Source organism: Burkholderia sp. E168m22 (genome assembly GCF_001319805.1).
Lineage (GTDB): Bacteria > Pseudomonadota > Gammaproteobacteria > Burkholderiales > Burkholderiaceae > Burkholderia > Burkholderia orbicola.
On sequence record NZ_BBSK01000143.1, the window covers coordinates 72,003 to 92,266 of the forward strand.

Annotated in this window: 22 protein-coding genes; 13 read left to right on the forward strand and 9 right to left on the reverse strand. The window is 67.5% G+C overall.

Going from position 1 to position 20,264, the window contains the following annotated elements; all coding sequences use genetic code 11:
• Positions 1 to 4: 4 nt before the first annotated feature.
• Together AP428_RS31895 and AP428_RS31900 are read right to left on the reverse strand one after the other, a co-directional pair.
• Positions 5 to 1,273 carry an ATP-grasp domain-containing protein gene (locus AP428_RS31895; protein ID WP_054928647.1) on the reverse strand — a complete coding sequence of 423 codons (1,269 nt, stop codon included), beginning with the start codon at positions 1,271 to 1,273 and terminating at the stop codon, positions 5 to 7.
• A gap of 52 nt (positions 1,274 to 1,325) precedes the next feature.
• A complete protein-coding gene (locus AP428_RS31900; RefSeq protein ID WP_011549069.1) occupies positions 1,326 to 2,777 on the reverse strand; it encodes an MFS transporter in 1,452 nt (483 codons plus the stop codon).
• Positions 2,778 to 3,171: 394 nt separating this feature from the next.
• On the opposite strand from AP428_RS31900, the gene AP428_RS31905 reads away from it, so the two are divergent.
• The gene (locus AP428_RS31905) at positions 3,172 to 4,293 is read left to right on the forward strand and encodes a TauD/TfdA family dioxygenase (RefSeq protein WP_011549068.1); all 1,122 of its coding nucleotides are present in this window, start codon (positions 3,172 to 3,174) and stop codon (positions 4,291 to 4,293) included.
• A gap of 86 nt (positions 4,294 to 4,379) precedes the next feature.
• Positions 4,380 to 5,321: an ABC transporter substrate-binding protein gene (locus tag AP428_RS31910; protein WP_011549067.1), complete on the forward strand. Its 942-nt coding sequence runs from the start codon at positions 4,380 to 4,382 to the stop codon at positions 5,319 to 5,321.
• Positions 5,322 to 5,393: 72 nt separating this feature from the next.
• Here the strand turns inward: AP428_RS31910 and AP428_RS31915 are convergent, their stop codons facing one another.
• The 7 genes from AP428_RS31915 to AP428_RS37025 all read right to left on the reverse strand — a co-directional run bounded on the left by AP428_RS31915 (position 5,394) and on the right by AP428_RS37025 (position 11,754).
• A complete protein-coding gene (locus tag AP428_RS31915; RefSeq protein ID WP_011549066.1) occupies positions 5,394 to 5,933 on the reverse strand; it encodes an AidA/PixA family protein in 540 nt (179 codons plus the stop codon).
• 65 nt (positions 5,934 to 5,998) lie between these two features.
• Complete coding sequence (locus AP428_RS31920; RefSeq protein WP_006483191.1) at positions 5,999 to 6,502, reverse strand: inclusion body family protein; 504 nt, start codon at positions 6,500 to 6,502, stop codon at positions 5,999 to 6,001.
• 295 nt (positions 6,503 to 6,797) lie between these two features.
• A complete protein-coding gene (locus AP428_RS31925) occupies positions 6,798 to 7,181 on the reverse strand; it encodes a GtrA family protein (protein ID WP_011549065.1) in 384 nt (127 codons plus the stop codon).
• Positions 7,182 to 7,193: 12 nt separating this feature from the next.
• Complete coding sequence (locus AP428_RS31930; RefSeq protein WP_011549064.1) at positions 7,194 to 8,237, reverse strand: glycosyltransferase family 2 protein; 1,044 nt, start codon at positions 8,235 to 8,237, stop codon at positions 7,194 to 7,196.
• Positions 8,238 to 8,261: 24 nt separating this feature from the next.
• Complete coding sequence (locus AP428_RS31935) at positions 8,262 to 9,641, reverse strand: glycosyltransferase family 87 protein (RefSeq protein WP_011549063.1); 1,380 nt, start codon at positions 9,639 to 9,641, stop codon at positions 8,262 to 8,264.
• A complete protein-coding gene (locus AP428_RS31940) occupies positions 9,638 to 10,876 on the reverse strand; it encodes a glycosyltransferase family 87 protein (protein ID WP_011549062.1) in 1,239 nt (412 codons plus the stop codon). Before AP428_RS31940 ends, AP428_RS31935 begins: the two co-directional genes overlap by 4 nt.
• Positions 10,877 to 11,412: 536 nt before the next feature.
• The gene (locus tag AP428_RS37025) at positions 11,413 to 11,754 is read right to left on the reverse strand and encodes a hypothetical protein (protein ID WP_125381216.1); all 342 of its coding nucleotides are present in this window, start codon (positions 11,752 to 11,754) and stop codon (positions 11,413 to 11,415) included.
• A gap of 171 nt (positions 11,755 to 11,925) precedes the next feature.
• On the opposite strand from AP428_RS37025, the gene AP428_RS31945 reads away from it, so the two are divergent.
• The 11 genes from AP428_RS31945 (at position 11,926) to AP428_RS31995 (ending at position 20,258) form a co-directional block, all read left to right on the forward strand.
• Complete coding sequence (locus AP428_RS31945) at positions 11,926 to 12,117, forward strand: Flp family type IVb pilin (protein ID WP_011549060.1); 192 nt, start codon at positions 11,926 to 11,928, stop codon at positions 12,115 to 12,117.
• A 139-nt stretch (positions 12,118 to 12,256) separates the two neighbouring features.
• Positions 12,257 to 12,448, forward strand: coding sequence for a Flp family type IVb pilin (locus AP428_RS31950; RefSeq protein ID WP_011549059.1), 192 nt, complete (start codon positions 12,257 to 12,259; stop codon positions 12,446 to 12,448).
• 82 nt (positions 12,449 to 12,530) lie between these two features.
• Positions 12,531 to 12,737, forward strand: coding sequence for a Flp family type IVb pilin (locus tag AP428_RS31955; RefSeq protein ID WP_011549058.1), 207 nt, complete (start codon positions 12,531 to 12,533; stop codon positions 12,735 to 12,737).
• 28 nt (positions 12,738 to 12,765) lie between these two features.
• The gene (locus tag AP428_RS31960; RefSeq protein ID WP_011549057.1) at positions 12,766 to 13,305 is read left to right on the forward strand and encodes a prepilin peptidase; all 540 of its coding nucleotides are present in this window, start codon (positions 12,766 to 12,768) and stop codon (positions 13,303 to 13,305) included.
• A 43-nt stretch (positions 13,306 to 13,348) separates the two neighbouring features.
• Complete coding sequence (locus tag AP428_RS31965) at positions 13,349 to 14,749, forward strand: ATP-binding protein (RefSeq protein ID WP_011549056.1); 1,401 nt, start codon at positions 13,349 to 13,351, stop codon at positions 14,747 to 14,749.
• Positions 14,750 to 14,784: 35 nt separating this feature from the next.
• Positions 14,785 to 15,624: a Flp pilus assembly protein CpaB gene (cpaB, locus tag AP428_RS31970; protein WP_011549055.1), complete on the forward strand. Its 840-nt coding sequence runs from the start codon at positions 14,785 to 14,787 to the stop codon at positions 15,622 to 15,624.
• Positions 15,625 to 15,728: 104 nt separating this feature from the next.
• Positions 15,729 to 17,657 (forward strand): type II and III secretion system protein family protein, encoded by a 1,929-nt coding sequence (locus tag AP428_RS31975; RefSeq protein ID WP_011549054.1) that lies wholly within the window; start codon positions 15,729 to 15,731, stop codon positions 17,655 to 17,657.
• A gap of 20 nt (positions 17,658 to 17,677) precedes the next feature.
• A complete protein-coding gene (locus tag AP428_RS31980; protein ID WP_041489514.1) occupies positions 17,678 to 17,974 on the forward strand; it encodes a hypothetical protein in 297 nt (98 codons plus the stop codon).
• 25 nt (positions 17,975 to 17,999) lie between these two features.
• Positions 18,000 to 19,271 carry a pilus assembly protein TadG-related protein gene (locus AP428_RS31985; protein ID WP_011549052.1) on the forward strand — a complete coding sequence of 424 codons (1,272 nt, stop codon included), beginning with the start codon at positions 18,000 to 18,002 and terminating at the stop codon, positions 19,269 to 19,271.
• A gap of 13 nt (positions 19,272 to 19,284) precedes the next feature.
• Positions 19,285 to 19,818: a TadE/TadG family type IV pilus assembly protein gene (locus AP428_RS31990; RefSeq protein WP_011549051.1), complete on the forward strand. Its 534-nt coding sequence runs from the start codon at positions 19,285 to 19,287 to the stop codon at positions 19,816 to 19,818.
• The gene (locus AP428_RS31995; protein WP_011549050.1) at positions 19,815 to 20,258 is read left to right on the forward strand and encodes a TadE/TadG family type IV pilus assembly protein; all 444 of its coding nucleotides are present in this window, start codon (positions 19,815 to 19,817) and stop codon (positions 20,256 to 20,258) included. The genes AP428_RS31990 and AP428_RS31995 overlap by 4 nt, the downstream gene beginning before the upstream one ends.
• The last annotated feature ends 6 nt before the right edge of the window (positions 20,259 to 20,264 follow it).

The window sequence follows — 20,264 nt, forward strand, 5'->3', positions numbered from 1 at the left end:
CGCCCTAGGCCGGCGCAACCGCGCCTTCGTCCGCGAAGAAATCGGCCTCGATCTCGCGAATCCGCCGGCAATCCTCGAGCAGCCGCTCGAAGGTCGGGCTGTACAGGCCGACCGTGCCGAGCGCGGTCTGCAGGTCGGTGGTCACGCGCAGCGTGTCGCCGACCTTGATCCACTGCTTGAGCCCGACGAACGACGGCAGCGCCTGGATCGCCTGCCACGTGAAATCCTGCCGCAGCACGCCGTTGCGCGACGACAGCAGCAGCACGTGCCCGCAGTACCCGCGAAAATCCGTCGGCGCGGTGACGTCGCCGAACAGCCGCTCCGGATGCAGCACCGCTTCGACGGCGGCCGACACGTGATTCTCGCCGCTGACCGCACTCGTCAGCCGCGGATCGAGGCTGCCGTGCAGCCGGGCGTTCAGCTCGACGATCGTCGGGCCGTCGGCCGTATCGAACAGCTCCAGGTGGGTCGGCCCGAAACGCACGTCGAGCGCGTCGAGCACGTCGGCCGCGTAGTCGAGCAGCGGGGCGTAGCGCGGGTCGGCGTGGTTCAGCACCAGCATCTTGTCGAGCCGCGGCGCGTGCGTGCGGTCGCGATGCACTTCCCACAGGCTGACCACGCGGTGCCGGCCTTCGAACGATACCGAGTCGACGATGTATTCCTGCCCCTCGGAATAGCTCTGGATCACGATGTCGTCGTTCGGCTGGTTGTACAGCGAACGGGTGGCCAGCACGTCGCGCGCGGCGGCCTCGACCTGCGCGAGCGTCCGGCAGATCTTCACGCCGGCCACGCCCGCGCTGCGCGCCGGCTTCACGACGAGCGGCAGCGTGCCGTGCGCGCGTGCCCAATCGAGCGCCTCATCGACCGACGTGCTGTGAAAGTGCGCCGGCGCGCGCAGCCCGGCCTGGCGAATGCGTTCGTTCATCGCGAACTTGTCGCGCCGCGCGGCGGAGGTCGCGAGCGGGTTGCGTGACGGCACGTCGAGCCGCTCGGCCAGCGTGTCGGCCAGCTCCAGCGCCGCATCGAGGCCGTGCAGCACGGCGCCGATCCGCAGATCGCTCAGTTGCGCGAGTGTCGCGTCGATGTCGCCGCGATGCTGGACCTGGCGGATGTAGTCGGATGGCACGAACTGGTTCCGGTAGATTTCCGGCAGATCGGGGTCGCTGATCACATGCGCGCAACGAATGCCGTATGCACGAAACGCGGGGGCCAGGTAGGCGGCGGTCGACGCGCCGTCGACGATCAGGACGGTATCGATGAAGCGATGCTGCATGGATTCCTCGCTCGGATGGGGATCGGTTGAAGGAGGTCGGGCGACGGCGCGCTCAGGCCCGCGTGCCGGTAGCGGATGCGTCGCGGGGCCAGCGTACCGCCAGCACGACACAGATCGCGACGAGCACGGCCGCGATGACAAACGCACGTGCCGCACCGGCCACGATTGCCGCGCCCTGGCCGGCGACCAGCGCGCCGAGTGCCGCGACGCCGATCGCGGCGCCCACCTGGCGCGCGGTATTGAGGATCGCGGACGCGGTGCCCGAACGGCCGGCCTCGACGCTGCCGAGCATCGTCGACGTCAGCGCGGGAATCGCGATGCCGCCGCCGATCGCCATCGCCGCGAGCCCGGGCGCCAACAGCAGGTACGGTGTGTGCGCGGCGAGCGTTTGCCACAGCCACACGTAGCCGGCGAGCGAGACGGCGAGGCCGATGATGACGGTCGCGCGGAAGCCGTAGCGGACCGCGAGCCGCGCGCTTGCGATGTTGGCGAGCATGATGATCGTGAGCGGCGCGAGCGCGAGCCCCGATTCGGTCGCCGTGAAGCCGCACGCGTTCTGGAAATAGACGCTGAGCGAGAAGATCAGCCCGTAGAACGCCGCATTCGTGACCGCGCCGATCGCGAGCACGCCCGGCACGCGCGGGAGCCGGAACAACGCGAGCTGCAGCATCGGCGCGGCCACGCGCCGTTCGATCGCGACGAACAACACGCCGAGTACGGCTGACGCGATCAGCGCGCCGGCCGCATACGGGTCACCCAACCCATGCGCGCCGGCCCGGATGATCCCGCCCGTCAGCAGCCCGAGCACGAGCACCGCGACGAACTGGCCGGCCGGATCGAACAGCCGCGTGCGCGCGGCGGCCGAATCCCGCACGTGGCGCAGCGTGAGCCACAGTCCGAGCGCGCAGATCGGCAGGTTGATGAAGAAGATCGCGCGCCAGCCGAGCGAATCGATCAGCAGGCCGCCGAGCGTCGGCCCGGCCGCGCTGATCGCGCCGCCCGTCGCGCTCCACCACGCGACGGCTCGCACGCGGGCGGCGGCATCGTTGGCGCAGGCATGGGTGATGAGCGCGAGCGACGTGGGCAGGATCATCGCGGCGCCGACGCCCTGCGCGACCCGCGCGGCGACCAGCGTGACCAGCGACGGCGCGAGCGCGCAACCGAGCGACGCGAGCAGGAACAGCGCAAGGCCGTACGCGAACAGCCGGCGGCTGCCGAAGCGGTCGGCCAGCGTGCCGGAGGTCAGCAGCAGCGCGGCGAACGACAGCGTGTACGCATCGACGATCCACTGCAGCCCGTGGATGCTCGATCCGAACGCGTGGCCGAGGCTCGGAATCGCGACGTTGACGACGGTCACGTCGAGCTGGACGATCGCGAAGCCGAGGCTCGCGGCCGCGACGGTCGGGAAGATCGCGCGCAGCGACGTGCGGCGTGAATCAGCGGCGGCGGTCGGCATGTGGTCGCCGCGGTCGATGCGGTCGAGCGTCGGGGCACGGTCGCTCATCGTGGCTCCCGGGGCGTGCGGCAGGTATGCGGCGGCAGGCGGTATCGATTCATCGGGCGGTTTCCGTATGGCGGATGAAGGAAGCCGGCTGCCCGTCGGGCGCTGGCCGCATCGTCGAATCCGACAGAAAACTAGCATCGACCCGTTGGCGAGTACAAATAATAAGCAGCGATTTTTTAACAAGTATTCGTGTTAAGGGATGACGCCAGGGACGTGAACCGGTTCCGCGCGGATTGCTGAACTTATATCGATAATTTTTGTTTGCAATCGAATTAATATCATTTCGCAATGCAATGACGGTCTCCTAGTCTTGTCGAGCGCTTCGCCCCGAGGACGGCGGAGCGCGGCGGTGTGCCACGCCGCTCTTCGAACCGGATCTTTATACGAGAGACCTATGACCTATCTCGCAGATGCACGCATCGCTTTGACGGCAGCGGAATCCGCTCACATTCGCCAGACGCTCGGCGCGCTGGCCTACGACCCGGCCGGCGGCGCAGGCTATATCAGCGCAGTCCGCAAGCTGGCCTACAACGCGTTTCCCGACCGGATCGTCGACGCATTCGATCGTGCCAAGGCACCGACCGCGGACGCGCACGGCTCGATCGAGATCGACAACCTGCCGATCGACGACGACGTGAAGGGCAGCCCGCGGTTCGAGGAAACCGGCCGCTCGTTCAAGGCCGGCGTGCTGAGCGAGAACGTGCTGGTCGCGTTGAGCACGCTGGCCGGCGAACCCTATTCGATCGCACACGAGGGCCGCGAGCTGGTGAACAACCTGACGCCGCACAAGGCGACCGCGCGCGACTACACGGGCCTCGGCTCGGAGGTCGAGCTCGACTTTCATATCGAGAACGCCGCGCAGGCGCACATGCCGGAAGGCGACACGTCGCCGTTCGCGCTGCTGCTGCTCGGCGTACGCAGCGAGGCCGGCGGCGGCCCGTACACGCGGCTCGCCGATGCGCGCCGTGCGCTGCAACTGCTGTCGCCGGACGACATCGCGCAACTCTACGGCGAGCACTACATCATCCGCGTGCCGTACCGGTGGCGCGGCGCGGCGCCCACGCCGCGCGACAACACCGACCTGAGCGCCGTGCTGTCGGGGCCGCTCGATGCGCCGCGCGTGACGGTCGCGTTCTATCCGGACATGGTGCTGGCGGTCAACACGCGCGCGCAGGAAGCGCTGGCCAACCTGTATCGCGCGGTGCGCGAGGTGTCGTTCGGCGTGCAGGTGTCGCCGGGCAAGCTGGTGCTGATCAACAATCACTTCACGCTGCATTCGCGCGACCGCTTCGATCCTCAGTACGACGAGAACGACCGCGCGTTTCGCTGGGTGCAGCGCGTGTTCGTCGCGCGCAGCCTGTGGAATTTCCGCGCGTTCACGCCGCTGCAGGCGCGTGTGTTCGACCCGAAGGCGCTGTATGCGGGCGAGTCGGTGCAGGCGAGGCAGCCGTCGCCCGTCGTGCAACCGGCGCCGCAACGTGCGGCCGCGGTCGAACTCGAAGCGACGCCTGCGTGATCGACCCGGTGGGGCAGCGGCCGGCGCTGGCCTGCTGCCCGCACTCACTCCAAGCATCCTCGAATAAAAACAGGATTCCACAAGACATGAGCAGACCCGCCTTTGCCGTTACACGCATCGCCCGTGTGCTGGCCGCCGCGCTGATCGCCGGGAGCGCCGTCGCCGCGCACGCTGCATCGTTCGACCTGAGCCCCGAGCAGCCGGCCCGGCAGCGCGGCGCCGTAAACCCGGCCGTCGAGCAGGCGCTGCCGGCCGGCTTCCGGTTCGCCGAAGCGAACACGCTGACGATCGGCATCGCGCCGAACCTGCCGCCGCTCAGCACCTATGCGACCGACGCACGCACGGTGGTCGGCTTCGATCCCGATCTCGCGCAACTGATCGCGGACAGCGTCGGCCGCAAGCTGAAGATCGTGCCGCTCGCGTGGGCCGACTGGCCGCTTGCGCTGCAGTCCGGCAAGGTCGATGCGGTGATTTCGAACGTGACGGTGACCGAGCAGCGCAAGGAGAAGTTCGATTTCTCGACTTACCGGAAGGACCAGCTCGGCTTCTACGTGAAGACCGGCAGCAAGCTGGCCGCGATCCGCGAGCCGAAGGACGTCGCGGGGCTGCGCGTCGTGACCGATTCGGGCACGAACCAGGAAAAGATCCTGCTCGAATGGAACCGGCAGAACGTCGCGCGCGGCCTCGCGCCGGTCGAGATCCAGTATTACGCGGATGCGGCCGAGCGCTGGGTCGCGCTGCAGTCGGGCCGGGTCGACACGATCTTCAGCGTGAATTCGATGCTCGCGTACCAGGCGTCGCTGCGCGGCGATGCGAAACTGATCGGTACCGTCAGCGGCGGCTGGCCGCGCACCGCGGATATCGCGATCACGACCCGCAAGGGCAGCGGCCTCGCCGATCCGCTGACGCTCGCGATCAATGCGCTGATCGCGAACGGCAGCTACCGGAAGGCGCTGGATCACTGGCAACTGGATGCCGAGGCGATCGAGCGCTCGCAGACCAATCCGCCGGGGCTGCCGCGCACCTGACGACGGCACATGGCGAGGTTCGGGCGAACGGCCACTGTTTCACTGCAACGTGAAACGGCGGTTGCGATCCGGCTACGGTTTGACGTCGGGCCGTTTCGTGTCCGGCCGGCTACCGGCGATCTCGATCGTCGTTTCCCAGCGGAAGTAGCCCGATACGGCGCCGTCGCGATCGAGCACGGCGAAATCGGCCGTGCACGTGGTGGTGCCCGGGGCCAGCACCTCGCTGTGCCAGAAATGGTCCTTCATCGGCCGGCACGACGGATGCAGCAGGTCATCGCCGTCCGGCACCGGCGTGGCGGCGTCACGGATTTCCGCTTCGAGCGGCGTGACGATGCCCGCGTCCTTCAGCGCGAACCGGACGAACAGCACGGTGACCTCCGCACGCAGCGCCAGCGCGGTTTCGCGCAGACGAAGCTGGTCGCCCGGCGACAGGCCGGCGAAGAGCCGGTTGTCGTTGTGGCTGACCTGCCCGGCGTCGCCGGGGCTCAACACGTAGATGTGCCGGCCGTCGATCACGGTCGGCACGTCGGCGTCCCGGCTCGCATCGGGGTAGGCCGACAGCAGCGTGACGGCGTCGACGATCGCGAGCGCATCGCAACGAACACCAGACATGAGCACCTCCTCCGCAACAAGGGAGCGGCGCGGGCAGCCGTCGGGCGGCCGCCCGCATGCCGCGATCAGTTATGGATCGAGATGAACGGGTCCCACGAGAAGCAACCCTGGCTCTGGCAATTGCGATCGATGATCTGGAACTGGAAGTGGTAGGTCACGCGGCCGACCTTCAGGCATTCCGACGACCAGTAGTAGTTCGCGACCTTCTGACACGTCGGCACTTCCGGCTTGCTGGTGTTCGGCACCGGGATCGACGCTTCCGCGACCCGCGGCGTCGGCGTCGAGATCAGGTCGTTGCCGACGTTGCCGATGAACTTGTAGAACACCACCTGGTTTTCGAAGCCCAGCGACAGGCTCGTTTCGCGCCAGCGGATCAGGTCGCCGACCTGCGCCTTCAGGTCGAGCTCGCCGCCCGCCTGCCCGGAAATGACGTTGTCCTGGTTGGTCACCATGTAGACGTAGCGCCAGTCGATCAGCGTCGGCGCCGCCGGATTCTTGCTGGGATTCGGATATTTTTTGAGAATGGTTTCGGTATCGAACGAAACGAGCACATCGGTAACGCGTGACATAGAAGCTCCCGTTTGAAGTAATGGGACTTATCGTTGCGCGAATTGCTTCGTGCGGCGGCCATCGCCTTGTGCTGCAAGGCTTTTCGCCGGTATCGACATATGCAGAAGCGACGGCGAATGCAGATTATCCCGTTTGGTTAAACGTGGAAGCTGTAAAGGTAAACAGGTCGATAAAATGATTTATCGAGTTAATTTTAAAATCGGAATCAATCGATTCGATGCGTGACATGAATATCACGAAATTGAATCTGTTAATTGATTGGCCGATGATGTGCGGGGACGGAAGAAGGGGCGCTTACCGGTAGGTCCAGAGCCGGTGCAGCACGAACGTCGTCGGCGGGATCAGCAGCGCGATCGCGACGACGCCCATTGCCCGCGGTGCATCCAGCGCCTCGGCGGCGCGCGCGATGAGCATCGTTTCGACGAACCCGGCGAGCATGACCGCGAGAAAGCGTATCGCGTTGCGGGTGCGCACCGTCGACGAGAAGCTCCACAGCGTATTCGCCAGGTACGAGAATGCGGTGGCGCAGAGGAATGCGATCGCGTTCGCGGTCACCGGCGCCGCATCGAGGCGCGCGAACAGCGCCGTCGCGACCAGCACATGGATCGCGGTCGAGCAGAGCCCGGACACGCCGAAGCGCACGAGCCGCGTGCGCTCGGCCTGGAGCAGTGTGCTCATGGCGAGCGCGGGTCAGCGCGCGCCGATGCGCGCCCGGACCGGCTGCGCGCGCCGGCGAGCCGGCTGCCGGCGTGCGTCGCGCGCGACCGGCAGTTCGATCACCTTGCCGTGCGCCTGGTAGCGGCGGCGGATCAGGTAGACGGGCCGTTGCTTCGATTCGTCGTAGATCCGCCCGACGTATTCGCCGACGACGCCGATTCCGATCAGCTCGATGCCGCCGATGAACAGCGTGACCGAGATCAGCGACGCGTAGCCGAGCACCGGGTTGCCGAACAGCAGCGTGCGCAGGATGATGAACGCGCCGTACACGAACGCGAGCGCCGCGATGCCGACGCCGATGTAGGTCCAGCTGCGCAGCGGCACGGTGCTGAAGCTGGTGATGCCTTCCAGCGCGAAATTCCACAGCTTCCAGCCGGAGAATTTCGAGTGTCCGGCGCTGCGCGGATCGCGCTGGTATTCGACGATCACGGTCTTGTAGCCGACCCACGCGAACAGCCCTTTCATGAAGCGGTGCCGCTCGGGCAGGTTGCGCAGCGCGTTCACGACCTTGCGGTCCATCAACCGGAAATCGCCGACGTTCTCCGGCAGCTTCACGTCCGACAGCAGGTTGTGCACGCGATAGTAGAGCGCGGCGGCGGTGCGCTTCGCGAACGAATCGCACGCGCGGTTGCTGCGTTTCGCCGCGACGACCTCCGCGCCGTCGCGCCAGTGCTCGATCATCACCGGGATCAGGCTCGGCGGGTCCTGCAGGTCGGCGTCGAGCGGGATCACCGCGTCGCCGGCGGCTTCGTCGAGGCCGGCCGTCAGCGCGGCCTCCTTGCCGAAGTTGCGGGTCAGGTCGATCACGCGCACGCGCCGCTCGGCGGCGCCGATCCGGACCAGGCGTTCCAGCGTATCGTCGCGGCTGCCGTCGTTCACGCAGACGATCTCGAAGCGGATCGCATCGATCGCGCTCAGCAACGGAATCACGACGTCGAAGAAGCGCTCGACGGCTTCGCCTTCGTTGTAGAACGGCACGACCAGCGAGACGAGCGGCGTGTAGATGGATTCCCGCATGATGATTCCCCTTGTGATGTCGTCTTACCGGCCGGCGCCGAGCGTCGGGCGGCCGGTGCGGCGCATGCCGTGCGCCGGGCGGTGGTGTGCTCGGGACGGATGGGCGAACCCGGTCTCGGTCGAGGTATCGCGCGCGTCGGGCATCGACGGCACGTCGCGTCGTTCCTGCGCGATCCGGCTGACGAGCAGCGCGAGCGACGCGAGCGTCACGAGCGGCATGAACTGGAACGACAGGTGCGGCACGACCGCGAGGCCCGCGAGCGGCATCGGCCACAGCAGCATCAGCCATTCGCGGTCGAAGCGGCGCCAGCCGCGCGTCAACGCATAGCGCGCGTACCACGCGATCACGATGCCGTACCAGGTCAGGTCGTAGTCGTACAGATAGGGGCTGACGAGCAGGCATGCGCACGCGAGAGTCGCGGCGCGCAGTGCGTACGAGCACGCGCCGCGCCACGCGTAGACGACCGCGATCGCGGCAACCGCCGCCGACAGTAGTTGAAGGCCGCGCGCGACGAGCGCGGGCCAGCCGGCCATCGTCGCGAGCGCGAACAGGGTCGGCATGCGCGCGAGCTGTGCACGGCCGGTGCCGACGATGGCGTAGACGTCGGCGATCACGTGCGCGAACGCGACCCACGGGCCGACGCCGAACGCGAGTGTCGCGAGCAGGGCGCTGACCGCGATCGTCGCGGCCCATGCGGCCAGCGCGCGCCATTGGCCTGCACACAGCAGCGCGAGCGGGAACAGTACCGCAAGCTGCGGCTTCATCGTCAGCAACCCGAAGCAGATCCCGGCGCAGACGGGGCGGCGGTTCAGCGCGAGCAGGCCGACGGCGGCGAGCGTCGCGGTGAAGAGGCTGGTCTGTCCGACGATCACCGTGAGGAATGCGCCGGGGAACGCCAGCGCGCACAGCCACGCGGCATCGCGTTGCACGGTCGCGTGAATCGTTGCAGCGAACAGCGCATACGTGATGCCGAGCCACAGCACCAGCGCCAGCGTGTACGGCAGCCAGCCGAGCGGCAGCACGAGCAGCAGCATCGTCGGCGGATAGAGCCACGGCTGCGTGCCGTTTGCGAGCGTGATCGTCGGAACCGCCGATTTTTCGATCGCGAACAGCGTGGCGTAATGCCACGCGTCGGCGCCGTGCCCGTGCGCGGCGAGCCACGCGGCGCTCCAGATCGGCGAGAAATCGGGAGACAGCGGTTCGAGTACGCCGTGCTTCGACAGGATCACGCGGATCAGGTAGAGGCCGATGAACAGCAGTTCCGTCAGTAGCACGGCGGCCGCATAGACGCGCACGCGGTCGCGATTGAGCCAGTGCGGATGGCGGCGCGGGCCCGCGATCGGGAGTTCAGGATGCACGTCGATGGCGGAATGCGCGTGGCGGGCGAACGAAGGCGCTTTCATTGCTTGCCTCGCGACGCCAGTGCCGTACGACGCACGACGACGAACAGCACCGCGAGCAGCACGACGGGCCCGATCTGCGGCAGCTTCATCAACCGATTGAACATCTCGAAGATCGGCAGCAGCCATGCGATCACGAGGATGCCCTGGTCGCCGGGGAGCCAGCCTTCGTCGAGACCGTGCGCGATCAGACAGAAGATGGCGATGCCGAGCCACGTCAGTTCGTAGTGCCACAGATACGGCGTCGTCAGAAGCGTGGCGACCGCCAGCACCGCGCCGCGCAGGCGCATGTCGTGCGTACGGCGCCACACGCTGACGGCCGCGGCGATCGCGAGCAGCGCGACCGCGGCCTGGGCGGCAAGCGCGGCGGCGACCGGTGCGCCCGCGAGCCGCAGCGCCGCGAACGGCGTCGGCGACGCGAGCCAGTACGACGCGAGCATGAAATGCTGCTCGCGTACCGTCGACATCGCACGAGCCAGCCCGTGCAGCGCGGCCGGGCCGGCCAGGGCGACGCCGGCCGCGGCGAACAGTGTCGCGCTGATCGCCGCGGCCGCGAAGGTGCGCCACGCACGCGTCGCGATCAGCACGAACGGGAACACGACCGCGAGCTGAGGCTTGATCGCGAGCAGCCCGATCAGCACGCCCGCGAGCACCGGACGCTTGCCGAGCAGATGCAGCGCGAGTGCCGCGAGGCCGGCGGTCAGGATGCTGTTCTGACCGAACAGCGCGGACATGCACACCGCCGAATACGCGATGACGACCACCATCGCGGCGCGCGGCACGGGAAGATGCGCACGCAGTCCCGACAACCGCGAGACGGCGAGCGCGTAGCATAAAAGACTGCCCGCGAAAAAGAGGAAGTAAGCGGGCAGGAAAGGCACGAGGGCAACCGGCGCGATGAACAGCAGCATCGTCGGCGGATAGAGCCAGGGAAGCGGCCGGTGTTGGAGAAACGCACCGAAGTGCGCGAACTCGGCCTGCACGAATGACGAAGCGTCGTAGGCCGATGCGGCATGGCCTTGCAACACGAGATGCGATGCGGTCCAGAAGACCGAGAAGTCGGTGCCGGGGCGGGCCGTGGCGTTCGACGTGAAGCCGTTGGTGACGACGCCCCAGACGATCACCAGCGCAGCGAAGAGCATCAGCATGATGCAGCTGTACGGAATGATCCGGTCCGCCGTTAGCCATTGAGCACAGCGTATTGCGCGATCGCGCGTTCCACGATTGGCTGTGTACATGATGCCCCGTCTGTCGTGTGGCCGCGTGGTCTGTCGCAGCCGTTTGATGTTGTCGTGCCTGCGGATCGATCGCTCTGAAATGGCGTTGTCCGTGAATTCATTGTTGAAGAAAAAATCGCGTGATGCAAACCGCGCACGGTCGGCCGACATTGAATGTGTTCAGCGATTCGGGTGAAAACCGCCATTTCTGGTATGAGAAAACGCCATTACCGGGATTCGTGTTTCTGGCCTGAAACATTCCGCGATTTTTACCGGCTGTGCGTGCCGCCGGACCCGCGACGCCCGAGCGGCTCGCGGGGTTCGGGAAAATCCCGAGAAAATTTTTTAGGCCCTTTGTGCAGCGCGGCGACGGCGTTTCATGCCGGCTGCATTCGCCGGCACCGCATATATCAAAGTTGAAACATTTCGGCTGCCGGGCGTTTGACGGGCGGCCGTGTGGATCGCCGGAACCCTTGGTGCGCCTCGATTCCGCCCGGGATGGTCCGCTCTTTGCGTAAGCGTTGGCACGGCAGTCGACGACGTGACGACCGGGCGGTTCAGGCAAACAGCAGAGGAACCGGCTCGCGAATCACCTGCGGAAAAGACGGGCCGGAGCGCGTCGGGGAATACGCCGCTCCAGGTCGATCAACCGCGGCAACCGTCGTCGAACGACCAACGAGACCCGATAGCTTCCGGGCAATAAGAAATCGGCATGGCGGTACATGGGGAATAAAAATGAACGACCACAGCACATCGCGGATCGCAAGCCGCGTTAAAGACACATTGCAGCTTTGCCGGGAGTTCATCTCTCGTTCAACCGAATTCCATGCGTCGAACGGCAGTCGTGCCGTTCCGGTCGCTCGACTCGCCCGGTTCATCCGGCCGGTCGAACCGTACACGCGTCTCTCATGCTCCGTCTCGCCGATATCCGTTCGCACGGACCGGGGTGGTCCACCCCGTTTCCGCGACTGATCGTCGGTTGCCGATTTCCAGAGTAGTGCCGGTGGTGCCAGCCCCCGACGTCCTGACCGACGAAGGGTATTTCATAGCAGTCCGAAAGGAGAGTGCTCATGTCGAGAATCATCGAAAAGATCGCCTGGTTCGTCGAGGATCAGGACGGTGTGACGGCCATCGAATACGGCCTGATCGCCGCGCTGATCGCGATCGGCATCGTCGGTGCGCTGACGACGGTCGGTACGGATCTGAAGACCGTCTTCAACACGGTCGCCGACGATCTGGATTCGGTCGTAGCAGCCATTTGACGAACGGTACGACGAACGACCCTCCGGATTGTTCGTCGGCACCACACGGCATCAACAACCTGCCTCGACGTATCGATGCCGGATCATCCGATCCAGCCGGCGCGCCAGGCTTCGAAAGTGACTACGCAAGGAGATCATCATGTCCAAGTTCATTCAACAAGTCGGCCGTTTCGTCCGCGATGAAGACGGTGTGACGGCCATCGAATACGGCCTGATCGCCGCGCTGATCGCCATCGGCATCATTGCCGCGCTGTCGACGGTCGGCAAGGACCTCAAGACCGTGTTCACCACGATCGCGGACGACCTCGATTCGGCGGTCGCAGCCATCTGATGGACCGTGCCGCGGACGGCTCGGCTGGTGCAGCGTTCGAGCCGTCCCCGGCGATTCCGTCAACCGGAAACCGGAGACCGTCATGCAAACCATCATGCGTGTCGCACGTGGCTGGATCGCCGACGAACAGGGTGTGACGTCGATCGAGTATGCGTTGCTCGCGTCGATGTTCGCCGTCGCGGTGCTGGGCAGCGTCGTCACGCTGAAGGGCTCGCTCGGCGATGCGTACGAGATGATCGCCGCGGCCGTGACGGCCGCCGTGAGCACCGCGTTGTCCATGGTTTCCTGATCCACCGATTCGATACGCGAGGTTCGCCATGCTTCCCGTTGCGCCGCCTTACCCGGTTCCGTTGTGCGTGACGCTGCTCGCGGTCGCCGCGGCCAGCACGGACATCGCGACCCGTCGCATTCCGAACCGTCTCGTCTTGCTCGGCCTGGCCGGCGCGCTGGTCGCGCAGTGCCTGCTGCAGGGCGTGCCGGCGGGCGTGCTCGGATGGCTCGCCGGCGCGGCGACCGGCTTCGGCCTGCTGCTGCCGTTCTACCTGTTGCGCGGCATGGCGGCGGGTGACGTGAAGCTGATGCTCGCGATCGGCGCATGGGTCGGCGCGGAAATGACGTTTTACATCGTGCTGGCCACGTTCCTGGCCGGCGGGATCGGCGCCATCGCCTACGCGCTGCTGCGCGGGCGGATGCGCCAGATGTGGACGAACGTGCGCACGCTGATCGTGCGGCGCTCGCAGGCGGCGCGCGCCGAGGCCGACGACGGCCCCGTCGAGATCGCATCGGTCGGCACGCTGCCGTACGGCGTGGCGATCGCGGTCGGCACGCTGGGCACGCTGTTCGCGTCGTGCGCATAGCGCGGCGGACCCGCAACGAGAACGCAACGAGGACGCAACGATCATGAACACGAACCACACCGAACCGAGACGCGATGCGCAGGTGGCACGCCTGCCCGATCCGCCGCCGTCGCGGGAGGCCCATACGAAGCCGGGCGCGCAGCTGCCGCCGGCGCCGCGCTCGCTCGCGGAAACCGGCCTGAGCATGGCGTTCGTCGGCGGCCTCGTGCTGAAGTCGACGCTGGTGCTCGGCCGCCCGTCGTACGGCGATCTGGTCGAACGGCACTGCCTGCCGCTCGCGGTACTCGACGAAGTGTTTGCGTTCCTGGTGCGCGAGCATCTCGTCGAGCTGACCCATCGCGGCGCGACGGATCTCGACGTGACGTTCCGCCTGACCGATGCGGGCCGCGTGCTCGCGCTCGAGGAACGGGAACGCAGCGGCTACAGCGGGCCCGCGCCGGTGACGCTCGACGCGTATCTCGCGAGCGTGGCCGCGCATTCGGTGCGCAAGCTGCACATCGGCCAGAGCGACGTGTGGGCGGCGTTCGAAGGCATCGTGATCGACACGGCGGTGCTCGATGCGGCGGCCGCCGCGCTGAACGCGGGCCGGCCGCTGCTGATCTACGGCCCGGCCGGCAGCGGCAAGACCTTTCTCGCCGAGCGGCTCGGCGCGCTGATGCACGGCCGCGTGCCGATCCCGTACGCGATCTGCGCGGCCGGCGAAGTGATCGAGGTCTACGACCCGCTCGTGCACGTCGACGTCGGGTCGCAGGCCGGCGGCCAGTCGGTCGATCGCCGCTGGCGGCTGTGCGAACGGCCGGTCGTGATGTCGGGCGGCGAGCTGACGCTCGACGAGCTCGACCTGCGTCGCGACGCAGCGGCCGGCTTCTACCAGGCACCGCCGCACATGAAGGCGAACATGGGCATGTACGTCGTCGACGATCTCGGCCGCCAGCGCGTCGAGCCGCGCGACCTGCTCAACCGCTGGTTGCGGCCGCTCGATCGCGGCGTCGATTTCATGACGCTCGAGTCCGGCAACCGCTTCGTGATGCCGTTCGACGTGTGGCCGGTGTTCTCGAGCAACCTGGCGCCGGAGCAGTTCTGCGACGACGCGTTCATGCGCCGCCTCGGCTCGAAGCTGCACGTCGGCGCGATGTCGATCGACGACTACCGCGCGGTGTACGACGCGGCCTGCGCGTCGCTCGGGCTCGTGTCGGCGAGCGATGCCTTCGACTTCCTGCTGCATCGGCTGCACCTGCCGACCGGCAAGGCGTTTCTCGCGTGCTTTCCGGCGGACCTGCTGCGCCTCGTGGCCGCCGGCGCGCGTTACCGCGGCGATCCGCCCGAGGTGACGCACGACGCGCTGTACGACGCGTGGGCGAGTTATTTCGGCGCGGCGCCTGAACGGGACGGCAGTCATCCGCCGCCCGTCGAGCGCGGAGGCCGCACGTTCATCACCGGTTGAGCCGTTTCTTTCACGATTCGTCGAGGAGCATTGCCATGAAAAACAGTCGAGCGCTCATGATGCTGGTCGTCGCGATGGTCGCGGGTCTCGCCGCGGTCGTGTTCGCGTCCCGCTGGCTGGTACAGACGTCCACGAGCTCGGTCACGTCCGTCGCGGTGGCCACCACCGACCTGAACCTGGGCGAGCCGCTCGGGCCGAACCAGATCCACATGGTCAGCTGGCCGGCCGGCAGCGTGCCGACCGGCGCCTTCACCGATACGAAAACGCTCGAAGGGCGCGTCGTGCGCACCAGCCTCGCGCGCGGCGAGCCGGTGATCGAGTCGAAGCTCGCGCCGGTCGGGACGAAGGGCGGGCTGTCCGCGGTGATCGCCGACGGCAGCCGCGCGATCACGGTGCGCGTGAACGACGTGGTCGGCGTCGCGGGCTTCGCGCTGCCGGGCAACTACGTCGACGTGATCGTCAACACGCAGGAACAGCAGGGCAAGACCGACGGGCAGAGCATCTCGAAGATCGTGCTCGAGCACATCCTCGTGCTGGCCGTCGCGCAGCAGGTCAGCCGCGACGACACGGCGCCGAAGGTGGTCAACGCGGTGACGCTGGAAGTCACGCCCGACCAGGCCGAACGGCTCGACCTCGCACGCAGCGTCGGCACGCTGTCGCTCGTGCTGCGCAACCAGGTCGACCAGAAGACGCTGACCACCGGCGGCGCGACCAAGCTGACGCTGCTCGGCAAGGAACCCGTGCCGGAAGCGGCACCGGCGCCCGTCCACGTGCGGCCGGTCCGCGTGCACGTCGCGTCGCACGCGGCGCCGGAAGTCCGGCGCGACTGCGTCGGCGTGCTGACGGGCGTGAAGGGCAGCGTCGAATGTTTCTGAAACGAATGCATACAGCCAGACCAACAAACCGGCCGCCGTCATCGCGCGGCGGCCTTGGAAGTCGATAACCGGCACGGCGCCGGTCTCTCGGGGGATCAGACGAAATGAAGATCAAACCGCAACGCACAGGTACCGGCCCGCTGCGCACACGCGTCGCACGGGGCACGATGATGGCCGCGATCCTCTGTTCGGGATGGCTGACCGTGTATGGCGCGCTCGCGCAGGAAGGCATCGAGTCGGCGGTGCTGACGAAGGGCGGCGCCAGCGCGCCGGCCGCGGTCGGCAAGGGGCCGATGCAGATGACGATCAGCATGGCGCCGGTGCCGGCCGCCGCGCCCGCCGCGTCGGCGGGGCCGCTGCGCGGGCCGAACTGCGTCGGCGCCGTGCGCGAATCGACCAGCGTCGCCGTGCCGCTCGGCAAGTCGCTGCTGGTGCCGATGCCGGAGCCGGTCCGCAATCGGACGATCGGCAACCCGGCCGTCGCGCAGGCGACGATGGTGTCGCCGCAGACGCTGTACATCCTCGGGCTTGCGGTCGGCACGACCAACATGATCGTGCAGGGCAGGAGCGGCGCATGCCGCGTGATCGACGTCGCGGTCGGCGCGGACGCCGGCGGCCTGCAGGCGTCGCTGTTGCAACTGATGCCGAACGAGCGCGACATCCATGTGTCGACCGCGGCCGGCACGATCGTGCTGGCCGGCACCGTGTCGAGCTCGCAGGCCGCGCAGCAGGCCGTGCAGATCGCCCATGCGTACGGCGACAGCGCGGGCGATGCGGCAGGCGGCAAGCAGGGCGGCGGCGTGCTCAACATGCTGAACGTCACGTCGCCGCAGCAGGTGATGCTCGAGGTGAAGGTGGCCGAGGTGTCGAAGACGCTGATCAACCAGATGGGCAGCGCGTTCAACATCCAGGGCGGGTTCGGTTCGTGGAGCGGCGCGCTGGTCAGCAACCTGCTCGCGGGCGTCGCGAGCGGCGCCGTGTTCAACAAGGCGAACAACAAGCCGTTCAGCATCGCGGCCGACGCGCAGAACACCGACAACCTCGTCAAGATCCTCGCGGAGCCGAACCTCGTGACGATCAGCGGTCAGGAAGCGACGTTCCTCGCGGGCGGCAAGATCTTCATCCCGATCCCGCAGAGCGGCAGCAACGGCGTCTCGTCGATCACGCTGCAGGAAGAGGAATTCGGCGTCGCGCTGAAGTTCACGCCGACGGTGCTGGCCAACGGCCGGATCAGCCTGAAGGTCGCGCCGGAAGTGTCGGAACTGTCGCAGACGGGCGTCACGCTGAGCGCGTCCAACATCGGCGGCACGTCGATCCTGCCGCTGATCACGACGCGGCGCGCGTCGACGACGGTGCAGATGAGCGACGGCGAATCGTTCGCGATCGGCGGGCTGATCAAGGACAACGCGAGCGGTGCGCTGAAGGCGATCCCCGGCGTCGGCGAAGTGCCGGTGCTCGGCGCGCTGTTCCGCAGCACGTCGTTCCAGCAGGATCGCACCGAGCTGATCTTCCTGATCACGCCGCACCTGGTGAAGCCGCTGCAGACCGCGGACGTCGCGCTGCCGACCGACAGCTTCTCGAAGCCGAACGAAGTCGACGTCTTTGCGACCGGCAACATGGAAGGCCGTGGCGGCGTGCGCAAGGCAGGCGCGCAGCCGATGCAACCCGCGAACGGCGCAGCCGCTCCGCAGACGCCGGCCCAGGCGCCCGCACCTGCTCCGGCGCCGAAGTCGGAAGCACCGGTCGCGCCGGCCGCGCTGCCCGCACCGCGCACGCCGCAAGACGCCGACGTGCAGCCGCCCGTGCCGGCCGAGCCGCCGAAGGCGCCGGCGCCGGTCGCGGCCGCCGCCCCGCAGTCCGACGCGGCCACCGCGGCGCGTGTCGCGCGCATCGAAGCCGCCGCCGCGCGCCTCGCGGCCGCCGGCCCCGAACCGTCGGCCCAGCCGGCGGCGCGACCGAAGCACCGGAGCGCGGCGGCGCCGAAAGCGCAGATTGCGCGCGCCGGCGCGGAACCCCAGTCCACCGATCGTTGAAACCGTCCAAGGGGAAGCTCATGAAATCCGCCTACCTCGTATTCGTGCGCCGCGCGGCGCTCGCCGCCCCGCTCGCGTTCGCGCTTGCCGGCTGCATGTCGTCGACCCCGGTGTGGGACAGCCGCTTCGGCGACTCGGTCCGCACCGTGATGCACGCCCAGATCATCGATCCGCATGCCGGCGAACGTCCGGTATCGGCACCGGGGGTCGACGGCGGCGCCGCCGCGTCTGCGCTCGACAACTACGACAAGTCGTTCAAGCAGGTCCAGCCGCCCACCAATGCGTTCGTGATCGGCATCGGCAAGTCGACCCAGTAACGACGGCACGCTCAGGGAGAACGCCATGAACCGCGCAGCCCGCTATCCGAAAGTCACGCGTCGCAGCCTGCACCGCCAGCGCGGTGCCGTCGCGATCATCGTCGGTCTCGCACTGGCGGTGATGATCGGGTTCGTCGGGCTCGCGCTGGATCTCGGCAAGCTGTACGTCACGCGCAGCGAACTGCAGAACAGCGCCGATGCCTGCGCGCTGTCCGCCGCGCGCGACCTGACGTCGGCGATCAGCTTGTCGGTCGCCGAAGCCGACGGCATCGCCGCCGGCCATCTGAATTTCGTGTTTTTCCAGAAGACGTCGGTACAGATGTCGACCAACGCGAACGTCACGTTCAGCGATTCGCTGACCAACCCGTTCCTGACCAAGAACGCGGTCACGACGCCGGCGAACATCAAGTACGTGCAGTGCACCGCGACGCTGAGCAACATCGCGCACTGGTTCATCGAGGTGCTGAACGTGCTGCCGGGCACGAAGCTCGCGAATGCGGCGGAAGTGTCGGCGAGCGCGATCGCGACCGTCGGCGGCGGGCAGACCACCTGCGCGATTCCCGTGTTCGTGTGCCGTGGCCCGTCCGATCCGGCCTACAAGGTCGGCGACTGGATCTCGTCGCCGTCCGGGTCGTCGTCGACCTACGGGCCCGGCAACTTCGGCTGGGCGGCGCTCGACGGCTCGACGAACGAGACGACGCTCGCGAGCGAGCTGTCGGGCAATACCTGCAACATCACGAGTCCGCCCGATCTGGCCACCACGGGCATGAAGTCGGCGTCGCAGCGTGCGTGGAATACGCGCTTCGGCATCTATACGAACGGCGCGAACGGTTCGAGCGGCCAGCCCGACTTCACCGGCTACGCATACGTCGGGCCGAACTACGGGCCGCCCGGAACGGCGGGCATCAAGGGTGACGCATACACGCAGTTCGTGGCCGACCGTGCGAGCTTCAAGCCTTACCAGGGCGACGGCGCGCCGCCGTCGGGCAGTGGCATCGCCACCAACGGCACGGCGACGGCGAGCAACTACTCGACGTACGGCAGCGACCGGCGCCTCGCGCTCGCGCCGGAAGGCGACTGTTCGACGCTGAAGGGCAGCAGCGGCAAGGTGCACGTCACGCAATGGGATTGCGTGCTGATGCTCGATCCGCTCCCGTTCAGCGCCGGCAGCGGCGCCGTCGTCGCGCACCTCGAATACCTCGGCTCGTCGGTCTCGGGCAACAACCCGTGCGCGACGCATGGCTTGCCCGGCAGCGGCAGTGCGTCGGGCACCCAGGTGCCGATGCTCGTTCAATAGCGGAGAGACGATCATGAAGAAGCCGCCGATTCGTCGTTCGCGCACCCGTGGCGTCGTCGCCGTCGAGTTCGCGCTCGTGCTGATGCCGATGATCATGCTCGCGACGGGCGTGGCCGAGTTCGGTCGCGCGATCTACCAGTACGAGACGCTGACCAAGGCCACGCGCGATGCGGCACGCTACCTGTCGGTCTGGCTGCCGACCGACAGCGCGTATCCGGTGTCGCAGGCGCAGTGTCTCGTCGTGTACGGCAGCACGACGTGCGGCTCGTCGGGCACCGAGCTGGTGCCCGGGCTCACGACGTCGATGGTCACGATCTGCGACGCACAGCGCACGACCGGCTGCAGCGATGCGTCCGACCCGTCGCAGTTCGCGAACCTGCCGACCTACGATTCGAACAACAACGCGGCGAGCGGCACGGCCACGGGCGCGATCAACGTCGTCGAAGTGAAGATCTCGGGCTACCAGTACCAGCCGATCCCCGCGTACCCGTGGCTGCCGTCGATCACCTTCGGCAACATCGTCACCGTGATGAGGCAGGTGTCATGAACGCGCGCCATTTTCCACTGTCACGCCGGCGCGCGCAGCGCGGCGTGGCGATCGTCGAATTCGCGCTGATCGCGTCGGTGCTGATCATGCTGCTGATCGGCATCTTCGAGTTCGGCCGCGTGCTGTTCTACTGGAACACCGCGAGCGAGGCCGTGCGCCTCGGCGCGCGCACCGCGGTGGTTTGCGACGTGAACGCCGCGGGTGTCGTGAAACGCGTGCGATCGCTGCTGCCGCTGCTGTCGAGCGCGAACGTGTCGGTCAACTACACGCCGTCGAGCTGCGACGTGAACACGTGCTCGTTCGTGACGGTGAGCGTCACGAACGTCACCGTCAAGACCATGATCCCGTTCATGAACGTCACGGTCAGGATGCCGCCGTTCACGACGACGCTGCCGCGCGAAAGCCTGAATTCCGCGACGGGCGGTTCCGCCTGCAACTAATCGAAA

Bases quoted from the DNA above. Each gene is read 5' to 3' on its own strand.
- AP428_RS31895 (WP_054928647.1), bottom strand. From the start codon at position 1,273: ATGCAGCATCGCTTCATCGATACCGTCCTGATCGTCGACGGCGCGTCG.
- AP428_RS31900 (WP_011549069.1), bottom strand. From the start codon at position 2,777: ATGAGCGACCGTGCCCCGACGCTCGACCGCATCGACCGCGGCGACCAC.
- AP428_RS31905 (WP_011549068.1), top strand. From the start codon at position 3,172: ATGACCTATCTCGCAGATGCACGCATCGCTTTGACGGCAGCGGAATCC.
- AP428_RS31910 (WP_011549067.1), top strand. From the start codon at position 4,380: ATGAGCAGACCCGCCTTTGCCGTTACACGCATCGCCCGTGTGCTGGCC.
- AP428_RS31915 (WP_011549066.1), bottom strand. From the start codon at position 5,933: ATGTCTGGTGTTCGTTGCGATGCGCTCGCGATCGTCGACGCCGTCACG.
- AP428_RS31920 (WP_006483191.1), bottom strand. From the start codon at position 6,502: ATGTCACGCGTTACCGATGTGCTCGTTTCGTTCGATACCGAAACCATT.
- AP428_RS31925 (WP_011549065.1), bottom strand. From the start codon at position 7,181: ATGAGCACACTGCTCCAGGCCGAGCGCACGCGGCTCGTGCGCTTCGGC.
- AP428_RS31930 (WP_011549064.1), bottom strand. From the start codon at position 8,237: ATGCGGGAATCCATCTACACGCCGCTCGTCTCGCTGGTCGTGCCGTTC.
- AP428_RS31935 (WP_011549063.1), bottom strand. From the start codon at position 9,641: ATGAAAGCGCCTTCGTTCGCCCGCCACGCGCATTCCGCCATCGACGTG.
- AP428_RS31940 (WP_011549062.1), bottom strand. From the start codon at position 10,876: ATGTACACAGCCAATCGTGGAACGCGCGATCGCGCAATACGCTGTGCT.
- AP428_RS31945 (WP_011549060.1), top strand. From the start codon at position 11,926: ATGTCGAGAATCATCGAAAAGATCGCCTGGTTCGTCGAGGATCAGGAC.
- AP428_RS31950 (WP_011549059.1), top strand. From the start codon at position 12,257: ATGTCCAAGTTCATTCAACAAGTCGGCCGTTTCGTCCGCGATGAAGAC.
- AP428_RS31955 (WP_011549058.1), top strand. From the start codon at position 12,531: ATGCAAACCATCATGCGTGTCGCACGTGGCTGGATCGCCGACGAACAG.
- AP428_RS31960 (WP_011549057.1), top strand. From the start codon at position 12,766: ATGCTTCCCGTTGCGCCGCCTTACCCGGTTCCGTTGTGCGTGACGCTG.
- AP428_RS31965 (WP_011549056.1), top strand. From the start codon at position 13,349: ATGAACACGAACCACACCGAACCGAGACGCGATGCGCAGGTGGCACGC.
- cpaB (WP_011549055.1), top strand. From the start codon at position 14,785: ATGAAAAACAGTCGAGCGCTCATGATGCTGGTCGTCGCGATGGTCGCG.
- AP428_RS31975 (WP_011549054.1), top strand. From the start codon at position 15,729: ATGAAGATCAAACCGCAACGCACAGGTACCGGCCCGCTGCGCACACGC.
- AP428_RS31980 (WP_041489514.1), top strand. From the start codon at position 17,678: ATGAAATCCGCCTACCTCGTATTCGTGCGCCGCGCGGCGCTCGCCGCC.
- AP428_RS31985 (WP_011549052.1), top strand. From the start codon at position 18,000: ATGAACCGCGCAGCCCGCTATCCGAAAGTCACGCGTCGCAGCCTGCAC.
- AP428_RS31990 (WP_011549051.1), top strand. From the start codon at position 19,285: ATGAAGAAGCCGCCGATTCGTCGTTCGCGCACCCGTGGCGTCGTCGCC.
- AP428_RS31995 (WP_011549050.1), top strand. From the start codon at position 19,815: ATGAACGCGCGCCATTTTCCACTGTCACGCCGGCGCGCGCAGCGCGGC.